Raw genomic sequence first — 15,564 nt, forward strand, 5'->3', positions numbered from 1 at the left:
CCGGGGCGGCCGGTCCTCCTCGACGCCATGACTCGAACAGGAGCCCCCGTTGCGCTTCTACGCCCAGACACCCGCACGCCGGAACCGCCAGGCGCTCGCGGACCTGATCGCCGTGGCCCTGATCGCCGCCGCCGTGTGGGCGGCCCTCGCCGTCCGCGAGACGGTCGTGCGGCTGGCCGAACCCGGACGCAAGGTGGAAAGCTCCGGCAACAGCCTCGCCCGGGAGCTCGGGAAGGCGGGAGAAGCGGTGTCGGACGTGCCGCTCGTCGGCGGCGTCCTGAAGAAGCCGCTCCAGTCCGCGGCCGACGCCGGCTCGGGCTTCGCCGACGCGGGGGTGTCGCTCCAGGAGGCCGTCGGTCAGGTCGCCGACGTGGTCACGGCGGTCCTCGTCGTCGTTCCCGTCCTCTTCGTCCTGCTGCTGTGGCTCCCGCCGCGTCTGCTCTGGGTCAGGCGCAGCAGCGCCCTGCGCCGCCTCGCCGCGGTCCCCGGCGGCGACGACCTGCTCGCGCTGCGCGCCCTCACCGGTCCTCCGTCCGTACTCGCCGGGCTGCCGGTCCCGGCCGGCGGGTGGGCCGACGCGTGGCGCCGGGGGGACCGGCAGGCCATCAGCGACCTCGGCGCGGCCGCGCTCGCCCACGTCGGACTCCGCCCCTGAGGACCGCCGGGCCCGGGGCGGGGCCGCCGGGCCGCGTCCGCACGCGGGGCGGAGGCCCCGCCCCGGGCCCGGCCACCACGGGCGGCGGCGTCCTCCACGCGGGGGATGATGGGGACGGAAAGACGGCACACGAGGTCAGGAGCTTCCATGGCGAAGCGGGTTCACCAGCCCCGCGAGGACGCGGAGTTCGATTTCGTCCTCGGGATGAGCGAGGTCCCGGTCCTCGCGTACTTCGTCGGGACGTGGCCCAGGGCGATCGAGCCCTGCCGGGCGATGGACCTCGTCATGGGCGGCATCGCCGACGCGTACGCGGGCCGTCTGACGACCGTCCGCACCGACATGACGCGCTGTCCGGCCGCGACCGGGCGGTACGGGATCGCGTCGGCCCCGTCCTACGTCCTCCTGGAGGAGGGGACGGCGGTGGCGCACGGCACGGGGCCCGCCACCGGCGCCGAGATCCGGGAACTCCTGGACGGCCGCCTCTGAGACCGGGCTCCTCCCCCGGGGCGTGCGGCGCCTTCCGGAACCCGCTGCCCGGCCGCGACGGACCCGGGCCCGCGCGGGCGGCGCGGCGCCGGGAGGACCGGAGAGAACCGTTCCGGCGTACGCCTCGTCCACCCTGGTGATCAAGACCTTCGAGAAGGGGGCCACCATGTCCACGCCCGACCGCGGGATCTCCGTCACCCACGCCCTGGAGCCGCACTCCTGGTCCAACGAGGAGACGGCCGCGTACGAGGCCGCGATCGAGGCGGTGAACGGCGCGGTCGGCGCCTACAGCGCCCGTATCGCCGCCGAGGAGGCCAAGCCGCACCCGGACCGGGCGGTCGTCGAGGAGGCGCGCGCGGCGCAGGCCCGGCTCGCCCGCGAGCGCGAGGCGCTGCGCTCCGGCGACCGGGAGCAGATCGCCGACGCCCGGCGGCGCTACGCGCGGCTGGCCCGGCAGGTCCGGGGAGGCACCGCGTGATCGACCCGGCCGAAGTCGGGCGCCACCGGTTATCCGAGGCCGAGAACCGGCGGATCTTCCGCGAGCGGATCGTCCCCGACCTCCTGGCGGGACGCGAGCCGCAGCGGACGCCCACCGTGGTCTTCCTGGTCGGCCAGCCCGGCGCCGGCAAGAGCCGGGTGACCGAGACGGTCGCGGCCGTCCTCGACCGGCACGGCGGGTTCGCGGACATCGACAGCGACCTCTACAAGCCCTACCACCCCGCCTACGACGAGCTGATGGCCCGGGACGACACCCTCATGGCCGCCTACACCCGGGCCGACGGCCGGGCGTGGATGGCGCAGGCCGAGGAGTACGTCCGCGCCCACGGACTCCACGCGATCATCCAGGAGACCTCGCAGAACGCGCGGGCCGTGGAGGACAAGATGCGGGCCTACCGGCAGTCCGGCGCCCGGATCGAGGGCCTGTTCATGGGCGTGCCGAAGGCCCTGAGCGACCAGGGGATCGTCAACCGGTACGTCGAGCAGCTCGCCGACCGGGGACAGGGACGTCTCACCGTCCAGGCCAACGCCGACGAGTCCTTCGCGGGCATCCTCGACCTGGCCGACCGCGTCGACCGCGGCGCCCTGGTCGACCTGGCGAGCGTCTACCGCCGCGGCGAGGGCGAACCCCGCTACACCAACGCCCTCGACGGCTCCGGGCGGTGGACCGCGCCCCCGGCCCTGCGCGAGGGCGTCGAGGCCGAACGCTCCCGCCCCCTCGCGGCGGCCGAGAGCAAGGGCTTCGTCGACACCCAGCTCCGGCTGCGCGAGGCCACCGGCGGCCTCGGACCGGAGTGGCCGCAGCGGCTGGCCCGGATCGAGCGGAGCGCGGTCCCGATCCTGCGCCCCGCCGACGTCCGGCGCCTCGCGCCGCCGGCGCGCCCCTCCGCCGCGGCCGCCCGGTCCCGCAGCACCACCACCCGGGGCCCGGACGTGCCGAAGCGCGGCCCCGCCCAGGACCCCGCCTTCCGGCAGCAGCCGCAGCCGCACCGGCCCGACGGACCCGGCACCGGACGCGGACGGACCCGATAGCCCCGCCACCGGCGGTCCCGGCCCGGACGGCGGGGACCGCCGCCTTCCGCACCGGCCCCGGGGCCGGCGGAACGGCCGGTACCGGTGGGGCCGGTCCTGGGCTTTCGGCGGGGACTCCCGGCCCGCCGGCCGATGCCGGGCCCGTCGGCCCGGTGGGCGGGCGGAGCGGCGGAAAGGGCGGGGCCGCTTGTCGGGCACCTGGGGCGAGGCGGGACAAGTCGCCTGTCGTAGAAGCGACATGTCATAAGCGCGACACCGAAAAGGCTGGTGCGGCGATCATGGGGTCCCGAGTCTGGAGCCGCACCGCGTGTCCGTTTCCTTGCCCCCTGGAAAGGTTCCGATGCACATACGGCTTCGCCCTGCCGCCGTTCTGGCGGCAGGGGTACTCATCACCACCCTGGCCCCCGTTCCCTTCAGCGCGAGCGCCGCCCCGGCGCCCGCTTCCCCCGGCACGGATTTCATCGGCCGCCCCCAGGTCTCCTCCGTCACGCTCGTGACCGGTGACCGGGTACGCCTGGAGACCTTCCCCGACGGCCGGAAGAACGTCTCCGTCGAGCCGGCCCCGGGCACTCCGGAAGCCGACTTCACCCAGCTGGAGATCGACAAGCAGCTGTACGTGCTGCCCCGCGCCGCGCTCCCGTACGTCTCCTCCGGCAAGCTGGACCGGCAGCTGTTCAACATCACCTCCCTGATCGAGCAGGGTTACGACGACGCCCACAGCTCCGCCATCCCGCTGATCGCCCGCTACACCGGCGGTACGGACCCCGCGGCCAAGGCGGCACCCACCGGTTCGCGCAAGGGCCTGGTCTTCAAGAGTCTGCGCGGCTCGGCGCTGAAGGCGGACAAGAAGCAGGCCGGGCGCTTCTGGGAGGCCATCGACGACGACGCGCTCGCCGGGAACGGCGCGCGGAACGCCCCCAAGGCGTCTTCCCTCAAGAACGCCGCCTTCGAGGGCGGCGTCGAGAAGCTGTGGCTGGACGCGAAGGTCCACGCCTCCCTCGACCGCAGCACCGCGCAGATCGGCGCGCCCGAGGCGTGGCGGGCCGGGTACGACGGGAAGGGCGCGACCGTCGCCGTCCTGGACACCGGCGTCGACGCCACCCACCCCGACCTGGCCGGGAAGCTCGGTGAAGTGCGCAACTTCACCGCCGACCCCACCGCGAACGACGGCCACGGCCACGGCACCCACGTCGCCTCCACCGTCGCGGGCAGCGGCGCCGCCTCGGGCGGCTCGCACAAGGGCGTGGCACCGGGGGCACGGCTGCTGATCGGCAAGGTGCTCCAGGACAACGGCTCCGGCTCGTACTCCGCCATCCTGGGCGGCATGGAATGGGCCGCCCGCTCGGGCGCCGACGTCGTCAGCATGAGCCTGGGCGGCCAGCCCACCGACGGCACGGACCCCCTCAGCCTCACCCTCAACGACCTGAGCGAGGAGACCGGCACCCTCTTCGTCGTCGCGGCGGGCAACGCGGGCGGCGACTACACCGTGGGCGCCCCGGGCGCCGCGGAGAAGGCCCTGACCGTGGGCGCCGTCGACCGCGACGACACGCTGGCCCCCTTCTCCAGCCGCGGCCCGCGCGCCGGGGACAACGGCGTCAAGCCCGACCTCACCGCTCCCGGCGTCGGCATCGTCGCCGCCCGTGCCGCCGGCACCTCCATGGGCCGTCCGGTGGACGCGTCCTACACCGCCGCGTCGGGCACGTCGATGGCGACCCCGCACGTGGCGGGCGCGGCGGCGATCCTGGCCGGGCAGCACCCCGACTGGAACGGCCGGCAGCTCAAGGACGCGTTGATGAGCACGACGCGCACCGCCCCCGACCGGACGGTCTACGAGCAGGGCACCGGCCGGGTGGACGTGGCCCGCTCGGTGCGCCAGCGGGTGCGCGCCACCGGCACCACCGGCTTCGGCTCCCTGGAGCCGGACGCGGGCCCGCGGAAGGTGGGCGTCACCTACACCAACGACGGCGACGCGCCCGTCACGCTCACCCTGGGCGCCACCTTCGACAAGCTCTACGGCTCCCCGGCCCCGGCCGGCGTCCTGGACTTCCCCGCGCAGGTCACCGTGCCCGCCCACGGCACCGCCGACGTGACCGTGACCCTCGACACGCCCGTGCTCACGGAAGGCGCCTACGGCGGCCGCCTCACCGCCACCTCGGCCGACGGGCAGGCCGTCGCCCACACCGTCCTCTCCGCGTCGAAGACCCCGGTCACGCACAAGGTCACGCTGCGCGGCATCGGTCGCGACGGGAAGCCGGCCGCGATCTCGCCGCTGATCATGCAGAGTTCGACGGGCGGCTCCGACGTCTACGAGGAGGTGGCGGCCGGGCAGAGCCGGACGCTGAACCTGCCGGAAGGCACGTACTCCCTGCAGGGCCTCATCTCGCAGTACACGGAGGAGAACGCCACCTACAGCATGGTGATCGACCCCCGTGTGCAGGTGAGCGGAGACACGGACCTGGTGCTCGACGCGCGCAAGGCGGTCCCCGTGGAGATCCGGACCCCCGAGCCGGCCGTGCAGCGGGGCCCGCTGCAGTTCTTCACCCACTGGAAGAGCGGCGACCACGAGGTCGTCAACTCCTTCGTGAGGGAATTCAGCGGCGGGCAGTCCCTCTACGTCACGCCCACCGAGAAGGCTCCCGAGGGAACGGCCTTCGAGTTCACCTCCCGCTGGCAGCTGGCCGCACCCATGCTCCGCACCCGGGCGGTCTCCGGCTCCGCCGCGACCGATGTTCCCGTCCGCCTGCTCCACAACTCCCCCGCCGTGCAGGGCGTGCGGCGCCTGCGGGTGGTCGACGCCGGTCCGGGGCGTCCCGAGGACTACGCGGCGCTGCGCGCGCGGGGGACGGACGTCCGCGGAGCCGCGGTGCTCGTGACGCTGGAGGAGCCGTTCTACGACGAGGCGGTGGCCGAGGCCGCCCGTGCGGGAGCGGCGGCCGTCGTCATCAGCAGCGCCACCGGTGACATGTACCAGCCCGCGACCTGGCAGCCGGTGAGCACGCGACTGCCGGCGATCGCGCTGTTCGCCCCCCGCGCCGCCGCACAGCGGCTGCGCGCGCAGGGCACCGTCCTGGAACTGAGGGGCACCCCCGACAGCCCCTACCTCTACGACGTCCTGCAGGTCTCGGAACAGCGCGTTCCCGAGCGCGTGGTCCACCGGGTGGGGCCGGAGAACACGGCCACCGTGGTCTCGCGCTACCCGGCCACGGGCGGAGCGAGCCACGTCGCGGAGAACCGTCTGGCCTACCGCCCGTGGCAGGACATCGGCGTCCCCATGATGTCCCGGTACGTCCGCACCGGGCAGGCACGGACGGAGTACCTGAGCGGTCCCGCCGACACCCGGTGGCTGCACTGGGTCAACCCCCGCAACACCTGGGCGTTCCAGGCCGTGGGAGCCGGCATGCTCGGCAGCCTGCGCACCTACGGGGCCGGTGAGCACACCACGGAGAGCTGGTACGCCCCCGTGGTCCGCCCGGCGATCCCCCGGGGCGTCGAAGGGCTCGCCCACCGCAAGGGCGACCAGCTGAACATCGGCATACCGGAGTTCGCCGACAGCGCGTCCGACCACTACGGCTTCGCCCTGCCCCGCAAGGACGACGCCACCCCCTATCCCGACGAGACCCGCGCCGTGCTGCGCCGCGACGGCCGGGTCCTCGCCGAGGGCTCCCGGGCCTGGGGCCTCTTCCCCGCCGGCGGGGACGACGGCCGCTACCAGCTGGACCTGGACGTGAAGCGCACCGGCCCCGAGGGCACCCTCTCGCGGGCCACCAGCACCCGCTGGTCCTTCACCGCCCCCCGTCCGGCCGAGGGCAAGGAGATCCCGCTCCCCCTCCTCCAGCTCGACTACGACGTGGCGACCGACCTCCGGGGCGCCGCCCCCGGCCCCGGGTCCTTCGCCTTCGGAGTGAGCGCCCGCCACCAGGACGGCCTGACGGGCCGTTCCGTGAAGGGCGTGGAGGTGTCCGTCTCGTACGACGACGGCGGGCACTGGCAGGCGGCGAGGACGTCCCGCCGGGGTGACGGCGCCTACCGCGTCCAGGTCGTCCACCCTCCGACCGCCCGCACCAGCGGGTACGTCACGCTGCGGGTCCGCGCCTGGGACGACGCGGGCAACGAGGTGACGCAGGAGATCCAGCGGGCGTACGCGCTGAGGTAGTACCCCGGATCCGGAAGCCGCGGCCGTTCCCCGGTCGCGGCTTCCGTGCGTCCCGCGGCCGACGTCACGCAGACCGCACCACCTACCCGCGTTTGCAGATATAGCGCGCATGCAATTATTGTGAAGGCATGCAAAGGGATCGTTCAAGCAATTCCGGAAGCGGGCGGGCCACGTCGCTCGCGCTCCTCGCCCTCGCGGTCGGGGCCTTCGGCATCGGCACGACCGAGTTCGTGATCATGGGCCTGCTGCCGGAGATCGCCGCCGACTACGGCGTCTCCATCCCCACCGCGGGCCTCCTCGTCACCGGTTACGCGCTCGGTGTCGTGGTCGGCGCGCCCCTGCTGACCACGCTCGGCAACAAGGTGAGCCGCAAGCGGATGCTCATGCTGCTGATGGGCCTCTTCGTGGTCGGCAACACGCTCTCCGCCCTCGCCCCGGACTTCGGGGTGATGCTGACCGGCCGCGTGATCGCCTCCCTCGCCCACGGCTCGTTCTTCGGCATCGGGTCCGTCGTCGCCGCGGGCCTGGTCGCCCCGGACAAGAAGGCCGGCGCCATCGCCACCATGTTCACGGGCCTGACGGTCGCCAACGTCGTCGGCGTCCCGCTCGGCACCTTCGTCGGACAGACGATCGGCTGGCGCGCCACCTTCGCGCTCGTCGCCGCGCTCGGCGTGGCCGGCCTGCTCGGCATCCTCAAGCTCGTACCCGCCCTGCCCCGCCCCGAGGGCGTCCGGCTGCGCGGGGAGCTGAAGGCGTTCCGCAACCCGCAGGTGCTGCTCGCGATGGCGATGACCGTCCTCGGCTTCGGCGGGGTCTTCGCCGCGATCACCTACATCGCGCCGATGACGACCGGGGTCGCCGGCTACTCCGACGGCGCGGTCACCTGGCTGCTCGTCCTCTTCGGCGTCGGCATGTTCCTCGGCAACCTGCTCGGCGGCCGGTACGCGGACCGCGCGCCCATGCCCCTCCTCCACACCACCCTCGGGGGGCTCGCGGTCGTCCTCGCGCTGTTCACCGTGACCGCCCACCACAAGGTCCTCACCGCGATCACCGTCCTCCTCGTCGGGGCGCTCGGCTTCGCCACGGTGCCGCCGCTGCAGAAGCGCGTCCTCGACCAGGCGCACGGCGCGCCCACCCTCGCCTCCGCCGTCAACATCGGCGCCTTCAACCTCGGCAACGCGCTCGCCGCCTGGCTCGGCGGCCTCGTCATCGCCGCCGGCTTCGGCTACACCGCCCCGAACTGGGTCGGCGCCGCCCTCGCCACCGGAGCCCTCGGCCTCGCCCTCTGGTCCGCCGCGCTGGAGCGCCGGGCGCCCGCGGCCGGCACGGCGGCGGCCGAGGAGCGCGTACTCGTGGGCCGCTGACGCCCTTCCCGCCGCGCCCGGTCTCAGCCGGCCGCCACGGAGGCGAAGGGGCTGGTGCCGAGCCGGGCGAGGAGGTCGGCCGGGCCCTCGTAGACGGCGGCGGCGCCCGCCCCGGTGAGGTCGGCCTCCGGGATGCCGCCGCACAGCACTCCGGCGGCCACCACTCCGGCGCGGCCCGCGGCCTTCATGTCCCAGACGCTGTCCCCGACGAACACGGCCCGCTCGGCCGGCACGTCCACCAGGGAGAGGGCGTGCTCGACGGGATCGGGGGCGGGCTTGCCCTCGTCCACGTCGTCGGAGGTGGCCGTGTCCGTGATGGCGTCGTCCGCGTCGATCGCCCGGCGCAGCGCCGCCAGCTCGCGGCTCTTGGCCGAGGTCACCAGGACCACCTTCCAGCCGTCGCCCGCGAGCTTCCGCAGCAGGTCGGCGGCGCCGTCGAAGGCCTGGAGCCGTTCGAAGTACGTCCCGTAGAGAACGTCGTGCGCGGTGCTGAGGTCCTCGTCGCCCGACCGGTCGCGCTCCTGCCCGAGCAGATGGTCGAGGAGCCGCCCGCCCGGCAGGCCGATGGCCCGGTGCACGGCGTGCGTGGTCACCCGGTGACCGCTCTGGCGGAGCGCCTCCCACCAGGCGACGGCGTGCAGGTGGTTGGTGTCGGCAAGGGTGCCGTCGACGTCGAAGAGCGCTGCGCGGTCGCGGTCCATGGTCGGTTCTCCTCACGGGGCACGGAACGGCGCGGAGTACGGGGTACGGGCGCGCGGGGTACGGGTCGGAGGCGTCCGGCGGACGCCACGGGCTCCCGGCGGCTACCCGGAACGGTCCCGTTCAGTCGTCCGGTCCGCTCCCAGGATTCTCGGGCCCCGTCGGCGCGTCGGCGCGCCTTCCCGGGCCGGCACCACGGAGCATCGCGGTGCGAAGCCGTCGGGGCGGGTAGGCGGCGCACGATCGCGTCCGGTCCGGGACGCGTCCCCCGCACACCGGAGGAGGAGTACGTCATGCCCCACCGCTCCGTTCCGCTCGCCGCGCTGCGCGCCTCGCGCCCGTGGCAGTGGTGGGAGCGCCAGCGGCGGGACCCCTTCGTGGTCCAGACCCTGCGTTCCACCGTGGCGGCGACGATCTCGTACGTCGTCGCCCTCCACCTCAGTTCCGAGCCGGCCCCGCTGACCGCCCCGCTGACGGCGCTGCTCGTGGTGCAGGTGACGCTGTACTCGACACTGGTGATGAGCCTGCGGCGGGTGAACGCCGTCGTGGTCGGCGTCCTCATCGCCATCGCGTTCAGCGTGCTCGTCGGTCTGACCTGGTGGAGCCTCGCGCTGATCATCCTGGCGGCGCTGGTGGTGGGACGGATCGTCCGGGCGGAGGAGTTCCTCGTCGAGGTGGCGATCAGCGCGATGCTGGTCCTCGGGGTCACCCAGGTCGCCGACACCGCCTGGGACCGCGTCCTGGAGACCCTGATCGGCGCGGTCGTCGGCATGCTGTTCAACGTGGTGCTGGTGCCGCCGGTCTGGGTGGACACCGCCGGGGAGTCGATCGTGGACCTGGCCCGGCGGATGCGGCAGCTCCTCCTCGGCATCGGCGAGGAGCTGACGGACCCGGACGTGCCCGCCGAGCCCGACCCGCTCGCCGACCCGGACGCGCCGTCGTCCGTGGACCTGGCGGCGGCCCGGCTCTACGAGGCGCGGCGTCTGGACAACGACGTCGCCGACGTGGACGCGGCCCTGCGGCAGGCGGAGGACAGCCTGCGCCTGAACCCGCGCGTGAAGGAGGGGGTGCTGCACCGGATCGTGCTGCGGACGGGGCTGGACACCCTGGAGATCTCCGCCGTGGTGCTGCGCGTGCTCACCCGTACCCTGACGGACCTGGCCCGCGAGCGGAACGGAGCGGTGCTCTTCCGCCGGGAGACGGCCCTCTCCCTCCAGGAGACGGTGCGGTACCTCGGGGACACCCTCGTCAGCTTCGCGGTCCTCGTCACCTCGCACTCCAGTTCCGGCGCGGAGACGGCGGAGCACCGGCTCGCCGAGGAGCTCGACGCGGCCCGTGCCGCCCGTGACCACGCCGCCGGGCTCCTGAAGGCGGACGCGGTCGGCGATCCGGAGCGCTGGCAGCTGTACGGGGCGCTGCTGACCGAGATCGACCGCGTCCTGAACGAACTCGATCCGGACCATCGCGGTCGCCGGCTCATGGAGGAACTGGACCGGCACACGCGCGAGCGCCAGGAGCGCCGTCAGAAGGTCGTCTCCCTCGCGGCACGCGCGCGCCGCCCGTCCTGACCGCCCCGGCCGTCCGTACCGGCCTCCGGGGGAACGGGACGGACGGGGCGCAGGGCCCCGTCCGCACGCAGGTCGGCGAGGGTGGGATAGCCGTCGACGGCCATGATCAGGTCGGCCTCGGCGAGGAGCGAGCGCAGGACGTGGACGACGCCGTCCGTACCGCCGAGGGCGAGTCCGTACGCGTACGGGCGGCCGACGCCGACCGCCGTGGCGCCGAGGGCGAGGGCCTTGACGACGTCGGCCCCGGTGCGGACGCCGGAGTCGAAGAGGACCGGCAGGCCGTCGGCGGCGGCGACCACCCCGGGCAGGGCGTCGAGGGCGGGCAGCCCGCCGTCGGCCTGGCGTCCGCCGTGGTTGGAGCAGTAGACGCCGTCGATCCCGCCGTCCCTGGCCCGGCGGACGTCCTCGGGGTGGCAGAGTCCCTTGAGGAGGAGCGGCAGGTCGGTGAGGGAGCGCAGCCACGCGAGGTCGTCCCAGACGAGCGGTTTGCCGAAGACGCCCGCCCACTCCATGACGGCGGCGCGCGGGTCCTCCTCGGGGGGCTTGGCGAGGCGGGCGCGGAAGACCGGGTCGGAGGTGTAGTTGGCCAGGCAGTGCCCGCGGAGCTGGGGGAAGTTCCCGGTGGCGAGGTCGCGCGGGCGCCAGCCGGTGACCCAGGTGTCGAGCGTGACGACGATGCCCCGGAAGCCGGCCGCCTCGGCGCGGTGCACCAGGCTCTCCGCGAGGGCCCGGTCGGTGGGCGTGTAGAGCTGGAAGAGACCGGGGGTGCCGCCCAGTTCGGCGGCGACCTCCTCCAGGGGGTCGACGGTGAGCGTGGAGGCGATCATCGGTACGCCGGTACGGGCGGCGGCGCGGGCGGTCGCCAGGTCGCCGTGCCCGTCCTGGGCGCAGAGTCCTATGACGCCGACGGGCGCCATGAACAGCGGCGAGGGCAGCTTCGTGCCGAAGAGGTCGACCGAGAGGTCGCGCCGGTCGGCGCCGGCCATCATGCGCGGGACGAGGCCCCATGCCCGGAAGGCATCGGTGTTGGCCCGCTGGGTGTGCTCGTCGCCCGCGCCGCCCGCCACGTAGGACCACAGCGAGGGCGGCAGCGCGGCCCGCGCCTTCTCCTCCAGCTCGGCGGAGGACACGGGGAACCGGGGGACGACGCCGAAGAGCCCCTCGAAGTAGATCTCGTTCTGGTAGTCGCCGAAGTGCGGGGGCATGTCCGTCCCTTCCCGTCCCCGGGGCGCTCGGACCGCCCCGGTGGTGACCCCACTGTGCCCGTCGGGAGCGCGCGTGACCACGGGGCGGTCGGGCTCCGGCCCTTTTCCCGGCCGCGGAAGCGGTTCCGCGCCACGCGGTCCGCGGCCCGGCGGGCCGGTGCGCGGAGGCGGTTCGCGGAAACGTGATGATGGAGGGATGACACGGACTTTCGAAGAACTCGTCGCGGAGGCCGCCGGGGCGCCGGTGGACGGCTGGGACTTCTCCTGGCTCGACGGGCGGGCGACCGAGCAGCGCCCTTCCTGGGGCTACCACCGGCTCCTCGCCGACCGGCTCGCGAGGGCCACGGCGGCGCTCGACGTCCAGACCGGCGGCGGCGAGGTCCTGGCCGGTGTGCCGGTGCTTCCGCCGACGACGGCCGCCACCGAGTCGTGGCCCCCGAACGTCGCCAGGGCCACCGAACTCCTCCACCCGCGCGGGGTGGTGCTCGTCGCCGACCCCGACGAACCGCCGCTGCCCTTCGGCGACGCCGCCTTCGACCTGGTGGCCAGTCGGCACCCGGCCACCGTGTGGTGGTCGGAGATCGCCCGTGTCCTGCGGCCGGGCGGCACCTACTTCGCCCAGCACGTCGGACCCGCCAGCGTCTGGGAGGTGGTGGAGTACTTCCTCGGGCCGCAGCCGGAGGCGGCCCGGGAACGCCACCCCGACGACGAGGCCGCGGCGGCCCGGGCGGCCGGTCTCGACGTCGTGGACCTGCGCGCCGAACGGCTGCGGATGGAGTTCCACGACATCGGCGCGGTCGTCTGGTTCCTGCGCAAGGTCGTCTGGATCGTGCCGGGGTTCACGGTCGGGGCCCACCTGGACCGGCTGCGGGAGCTCGACGCGCTGATCCGCGCGGAGGGGCCGTTCGTCGCCCACTCCGCGCGGACCCTGATCGAGGCCCGGAAGCCCGCCGGGGCCGCGGGGTCCCCGGACGGCCCGGTGCCGCGCGACGGCCGGTGACGGGGGGCCGGCGCGCGGCGTCCCGGGTGGGCCTCGGGTGGGGCGGTCGCCGCTCGCCCGGCGGGAACCGGGGCCGGTTCAGCCGTTGGGGTCGAAGGCGATCCCGGCCGGCAGGGCCTTGGCGAGGTGGGCGGCGAAACTGCCGTCCTTGAGGCCGAAGTGCGCGCTGCCGAAGTCGGCCGAGACGAGCTTCTCGCGGATTCCGGCGGGGTAGCCGTTCCAGCCGACCAGGGCCGGGAACTGCCAGGTGCCCCGGTGGTTCTCGGGCGGTTCGTCGTTGGTGTTGGCGGGGCGGAAGCAGTGGGTGCCGATGCCGTCCTTGTGGTAGACGACCTTGGGGTGGTCGCCGTCCCAGCGGATCCGGTCGCGGCCGTAGGTGCGGAAGTCGCCGTGGGCGGAGGTGGAGACGTACTCCGCCCGGCCGTTGCTCACCCACACCACGACGTGCTCCCAGTCGTGCCGGTGGCCGCCGAGGCCGCTGCCGGCCACCGCCTGGTCCTTCTCGAAGTAGAGGCCGTAGAGGATCGCGCACCAGCCGTTGTTGCACTTCGCGCGCGCGTAGGCGTTGGTGGAGGCGAGGTCGGAGGCGTCGCGGCACTGGCCGTTGAGGGCGCCCGACGGGTTGAGGCCGCCGTTGAGCGTGCCGTCCGGTCCGATGGCGGGGGTGGGGTAGCAGCCGTCCGTGTCGTAGTCGAAGGCCGGCTGGAACGACCGTTCGAGGGCGTCGGCGGCGGAGGGCAGCGCGGGAGGCGGTGCGGCGAGCGCGCTGCCCGGCAGGGCGACGAGCAGCGTGAGGGCGCCGGCGAGGGCGAGGGCGCTCCGGGCGGCGTACGCGGATGTCTTCACTGCGTCCCCTTGGGTCGGGCGGGCGTCGTCGTGCGGTACGCGCCATCGTGGCATGCCCATGTCACCACGGGGAGACGTGTGCGCCTCCGGACGGCGAACGCCGTACGGACGGCGAGCACCGTACGGACGGCGAGCACCGTACGGACGGCGAGCACCCCGGCACCGAAGACGCCCCCGCCCGGAGCCGCGCGCCCCGGAACCCCTCAGTCCAGGGCGGCCGCCACCAGGCGGCGGACCTCGTCGGCGGTCACGGTCCCGCCGTTGACCAGGCGGTCGAAGACCAGGCCGTCGACGCAGACGAGCAGGGTGATGGTCCGTTCGCGGGCGTCCGGGAGGCCGCGCGCGGCCAGGAAGTCCCGGACCGACCGCAGGGCCGGGTTCTCGCGGGGCACGAGGATCTCCCGCAGTTCGGGATGGCGCACGCCTTCGAGGGCGCACGCGTAGCGCGCGAGGGAGCGGCGGCGGCCCTCGCCCGTGAGCCGTCCGCCCGCGAAGGCGGTGAGTCCGGCGACGAGTTCCTCGGCGTCGCGCGGGGTGCCGTACCGCTCCCCCGCCTCCCGGATCTCCGCCTGGTCGCGCTCGACCAGGCGTCGCACGAGCGCGGTCAGCAGGGACTGGCGGGTGCGGTGGTACGCGGAGGTGGTGCCGTCCGGCAGTCCGGCGGCCCGGTCCACCGCGCGGTGGGTGAGCCCCCGCACCCCGTGTTCGGCGAGGACGTCGATGGCGGTGTCGGCGAGGAGGGTGCGTCGGGTGGCGGCCATCCCCCTTTTCTACACCCGCAGAAGAAGGGCGTACGATCTTCTACACCTGTAGAGGATCTGGAGAGGGGGCCCGGGTGAACGGGAACGCCGTGGTGGTCGGCGGAGGGATCGGGGGGCTCGCCGCCGCGATCGGACTGCGGCTCGCCGGGTGGGAGGTGACCGTCCTCGAACGCGCCGCCGCCCTCGGCGACGCCGGCGCGGGCATCTCCCTGCACGCCAACGGCATCCGCGCCCTGGACGCCCTCGGCGTCGGCGCGGCGGTGCGCGGGGCCGCCCGGCCCCAGTACACCGGGGGCACCCGCACGCCGGACGGCGGATGGCTGGCCCGGATGGACGGAGCCGCCCTGGAGCGGGCGCTCGGCACGCCGATCGTCGGCATCCCGCGCGCCGCGCTGCACCGCCTGCTGCGCGCCGCGCTGCCCGTCGGGTGCCTGGTCACCGGGGCGGAGGCGACCTCCCTCGTCCGCACGGGCCCCGGCCGGGCGGGCGTGGTCGCCGGGGACGGCACCCGGGAGGCGGACCTGGTCGTGGCGGCCGACGGCGTGAACAGCGCGCTCCGCGCCCACCTCTTCCCCGGCCACCCGGGCCCCGCCTACAGCGGGGCCACCGTGCTGCGCGCCGTCACGGACAGGGAGCTTCCCCTGGACTCCGACTTCGAGCTGACGTGGGGCAGGGGTGCCGAGTTCGGGCACATCGTCTTCGCCGACGGGCGGGCGGAGTGGCACGCCGTCCTCAACTCCCCGCCGGGGGTGCGCCATCCGGACCCCCTGGCCGCACTGCGCCACCGCTTCCGGGACTGGCACGCGCCGGTCCCGGCGCTGCTCGCCGCGACCCGTCCGGACGCCGTGCTGCACCACGACATCCACGAACTCGTCACTCCCCTGCCGTCGTTCGTCTCCGGGCGCGTCGTCCTCCTCGGCGACGCGGCCCACGCCATGACTCCGAACCTGGGGCAGGGCGCCTGCCAGGCCCTGGAGGACGCGGTGACCCTGACCGTCGCGCTCGCCGCCGGACCCACCGTGGACGCCGCGCTGCTCCGGTACGACGCCGAGCGGCGCCCGCGCAGCCAGGCCGTCGCCCGCGCGGCCCGCCGGGCCGGCCGGATGGGGCAGGGGCTCTCCCACCCCCTCGCGGTTCCCCTGCGCAACGCGGCCCTCCGGGTGGCCCCGTCCCGCGCCGCCCTGCGCGCCGTCCTGCGGCACGCCGACTGGAGGCCCCCGGGCCCGGTCCGGCCGGGCGGCGGGGAGGGAGTGCGGTGACAGCCCCACAGGGGCTAGACGAGACGTTTCGTCTCGCA

The 15,564-nt window shown here is 74.8% G+C and carries 13 protein-coding genes; 9 read left to right on the forward strand and 4 right to left on the reverse strand.

Features of this window, described 5'->3' with window-relative positions:
- Positions 1-49 precede the first annotated feature (49 nt).
- The 6 genes from ACZ6AQ_RS09750 to ACZ6AQ_RS09775 all read left to right on the forward strand — a co-directional run bounded on the left by ACZ6AQ_RS09750 (position 50) and on the right by ACZ6AQ_RS09775 (position 8,188).
- On the forward strand, positions 50-655 hold the full coding sequence (locus tag ACZ6AQ_RS09750; RefSeq protein WP_468758817.1) for a hypothetical protein: 606 nt from the start codon (positions 50-52) through the stop codon (positions 653-655).
- 147 nt (positions 656-802) lie between these two features.
- Positions 803-1,141, forward strand: a complete 339-nt coding sequence (locus ACZ6AQ_RS09755) for a thioredoxin family protein (RefSeq protein ID WP_468758819.1) — start codon at positions 803-805, stop codon at positions 1,139-1,141.
- Between the two features lie 166 nt (positions 1,142-1,307).
- A complete protein-coding gene (locus ACZ6AQ_RS09760; protein ID WP_468758821.1) occupies positions 1,308-1,619 on the forward strand; it encodes a hypothetical protein in 312 nt (103 codons plus the stop codon).
- Positions 1,616-2,671, forward strand: a complete 1,056-nt coding sequence (locus tag ACZ6AQ_RS09765; protein ID WP_468758823.1) for a zeta toxin family protein — start codon at positions 1,616-1,618, stop codon at positions 2,669-2,671. Before ACZ6AQ_RS09760 ends, ACZ6AQ_RS09765 begins: the two co-directional genes overlap by 4 nt.
- A gap of 340 nt (positions 2,672-3,011) precedes the next feature.
- A complete protein-coding gene (locus ACZ6AQ_RS09770; RefSeq protein WP_468758824.1) occupies positions 3,012-6,824 on the forward strand; it encodes a S8 family serine peptidase in 3,813 nt (1,270 codons plus the stop codon).
- A 128-nt stretch (positions 6,825-6,952) separates the two neighbouring features.
- Entirely contained in the window at positions 6,953-8,188 is a 1,236-nt protein-coding gene (locus ACZ6AQ_RS09775) for an MFS transporter (protein ID WP_468758825.1), read from the forward strand.
- Positions 8,189-8,211: 23 nt separating this feature from the next.
- On the opposite strand, the gene ACZ6AQ_RS09780 is transcribed toward ACZ6AQ_RS09775, so the two are convergent.
- Entirely contained in the window at positions 8,212-8,889 is a 678-nt protein-coding gene (locus tag ACZ6AQ_RS09780; RefSeq protein ID WP_468758826.1) for an HAD family hydrolase, read from the reverse strand.
- Between the two features lie 291 nt (positions 8,890-9,180).
- On the opposite strand from ACZ6AQ_RS09780, the gene ACZ6AQ_RS09785 reads away from it, so the two are divergent.
- Complete coding sequence (locus tag ACZ6AQ_RS09785; RefSeq protein ID WP_388689534.1) at positions 9,181-10,455, forward strand: FUSC family protein; 1,275 nt, start codon at positions 9,181-9,183, stop codon at positions 10,453-10,455.
- Here the strand turns inward: ACZ6AQ_RS09785 and ACZ6AQ_RS09790 are convergent.
- A complete protein-coding gene (locus ACZ6AQ_RS09790) occupies positions 10,410-11,660 on the reverse strand; it encodes an alpha-hydroxy-acid oxidizing protein (protein ID WP_468758828.1) in 1,251 nt (416 codons plus the stop codon). The genes ACZ6AQ_RS09785 and ACZ6AQ_RS09790 overlap by 46 nt on opposite strands.
- Positions 11,661-11,856: 196 nt before the next feature.
- Between ACZ6AQ_RS09790 and ACZ6AQ_RS09795 the strand changes: the two genes are divergently transcribed.
- Entirely contained in the window at positions 11,857-12,660 is an 804-nt protein-coding gene (locus ACZ6AQ_RS09795) for a class I SAM-dependent methyltransferase (RefSeq protein WP_468758829.1), read from the forward strand.
- A 78-nt stretch (positions 12,661-12,738) separates the two neighbouring features.
- Here ACZ6AQ_RS09795 and ACZ6AQ_RS09800 read toward each other — a convergent pair whose 3' ends face one another.
- Both ACZ6AQ_RS09800 and ACZ6AQ_RS09805 read right to left on the reverse strand, forming a co-directional pair.
- The gene (locus ACZ6AQ_RS09800; RefSeq protein ID WP_388689540.1) at positions 12,739-13,560 is read right to left on the reverse strand and encodes an NPP1 family protein; all 822 of its coding nucleotides are present in this window, start codon (positions 13,558-13,560) and stop codon (positions 12,739-12,741) included.
- A 149-nt stretch (positions 13,561-13,709) separates the two neighbouring features.
- Positions 13,710-14,267, reverse strand: a complete 558-nt coding sequence (locus tag ACZ6AQ_RS09805; RefSeq protein WP_468758830.1) for a TetR/AcrR family transcriptional regulator — start codon at positions 14,265-14,267, stop codon at positions 13,710-13,712.
- A 74-nt stretch (positions 14,268-14,341) separates the two neighbouring features.
- Between ACZ6AQ_RS09805 and ACZ6AQ_RS09810 the strand changes: the two genes are divergently transcribed.
- Positions 14,342-15,526, forward strand: coding sequence for an FAD-dependent monooxygenase (locus ACZ6AQ_RS09810; protein ID WP_468758831.1), 1,185 nt, complete (start codon positions 14,342-14,344; stop codon positions 15,524-15,526).
- The last annotated feature ends 38 nt before the right edge of the window (positions 15,527-15,564 follow it).

It is taken from the genome of Streptomyces sp. NPDC041191 (assembly GCF_055591945.1).

Bases quoted from the DNA above. Each gene is read 5' to 3' on its own strand.
- ACZ6AQ_RS09755 (WP_468758819.1), top strand. From the start codon at position 803: ATGGCGAAGCGGGTTCACCAGCCCCGCGAGGACGCGGAGTTCGATTTC.
- ACZ6AQ_RS09760 (WP_468758821.1), top strand. From the start codon at position 1,308: ATGTCCACGCCCGACCGCGGGATCTCCGTCACCCACGCCCTGGAGCCG.
- ACZ6AQ_RS09770 (WP_468758824.1), top strand. From the start codon at position 3,012: ATGCACATACGGCTTCGCCCTGCCGCCGTTCTGGCGGCAGGGGTACTC.
- ACZ6AQ_RS09775 (WP_468758825.1), top strand. From the start codon at position 6,953: ATGCAAAGGGATCGTTCAAGCAATTCCGGAAGCGGGCGGGCCACGTCG.
- ACZ6AQ_RS09780 (WP_468758826.1), bottom strand. From the start codon at position 8,889: ATGGACCGCGACCGCGCAGCGCTCTTCGACGTCGACGGCACCCTTGCC.
- ACZ6AQ_RS09785 (WP_388689534.1), top strand. From the start codon at position 9,181: ATGCCCCACCGCTCCGTTCCGCTCGCCGCGCTGCGCGCCTCGCGCCCG.
- ACZ6AQ_RS09790 (WP_468758828.1), bottom strand. From the start codon at position 11,660: ATGCCCCCGCACTTCGGCGACTACCAGAACGAGATCTACTTCGAGGGG.
- ACZ6AQ_RS09795 (WP_468758829.1), top strand. From the start codon at position 11,857: ATGACACGGACTTTCGAAGAACTCGTCGCGGAGGCCGCCGGGGCGCCG.
- ACZ6AQ_RS09800 (WP_388689540.1), bottom strand. From the start codon at position 13,560: ATGCCACGATGGCGCGTACCGCACGACGACGCCCGCCCGACCCAAGGG.
- ACZ6AQ_RS09805 (WP_468758830.1), bottom strand. From the start codon at position 14,267: ATGGCCGCCACCCGACGCACCCTCCTCGCCGACACCGCCATCGACGTC.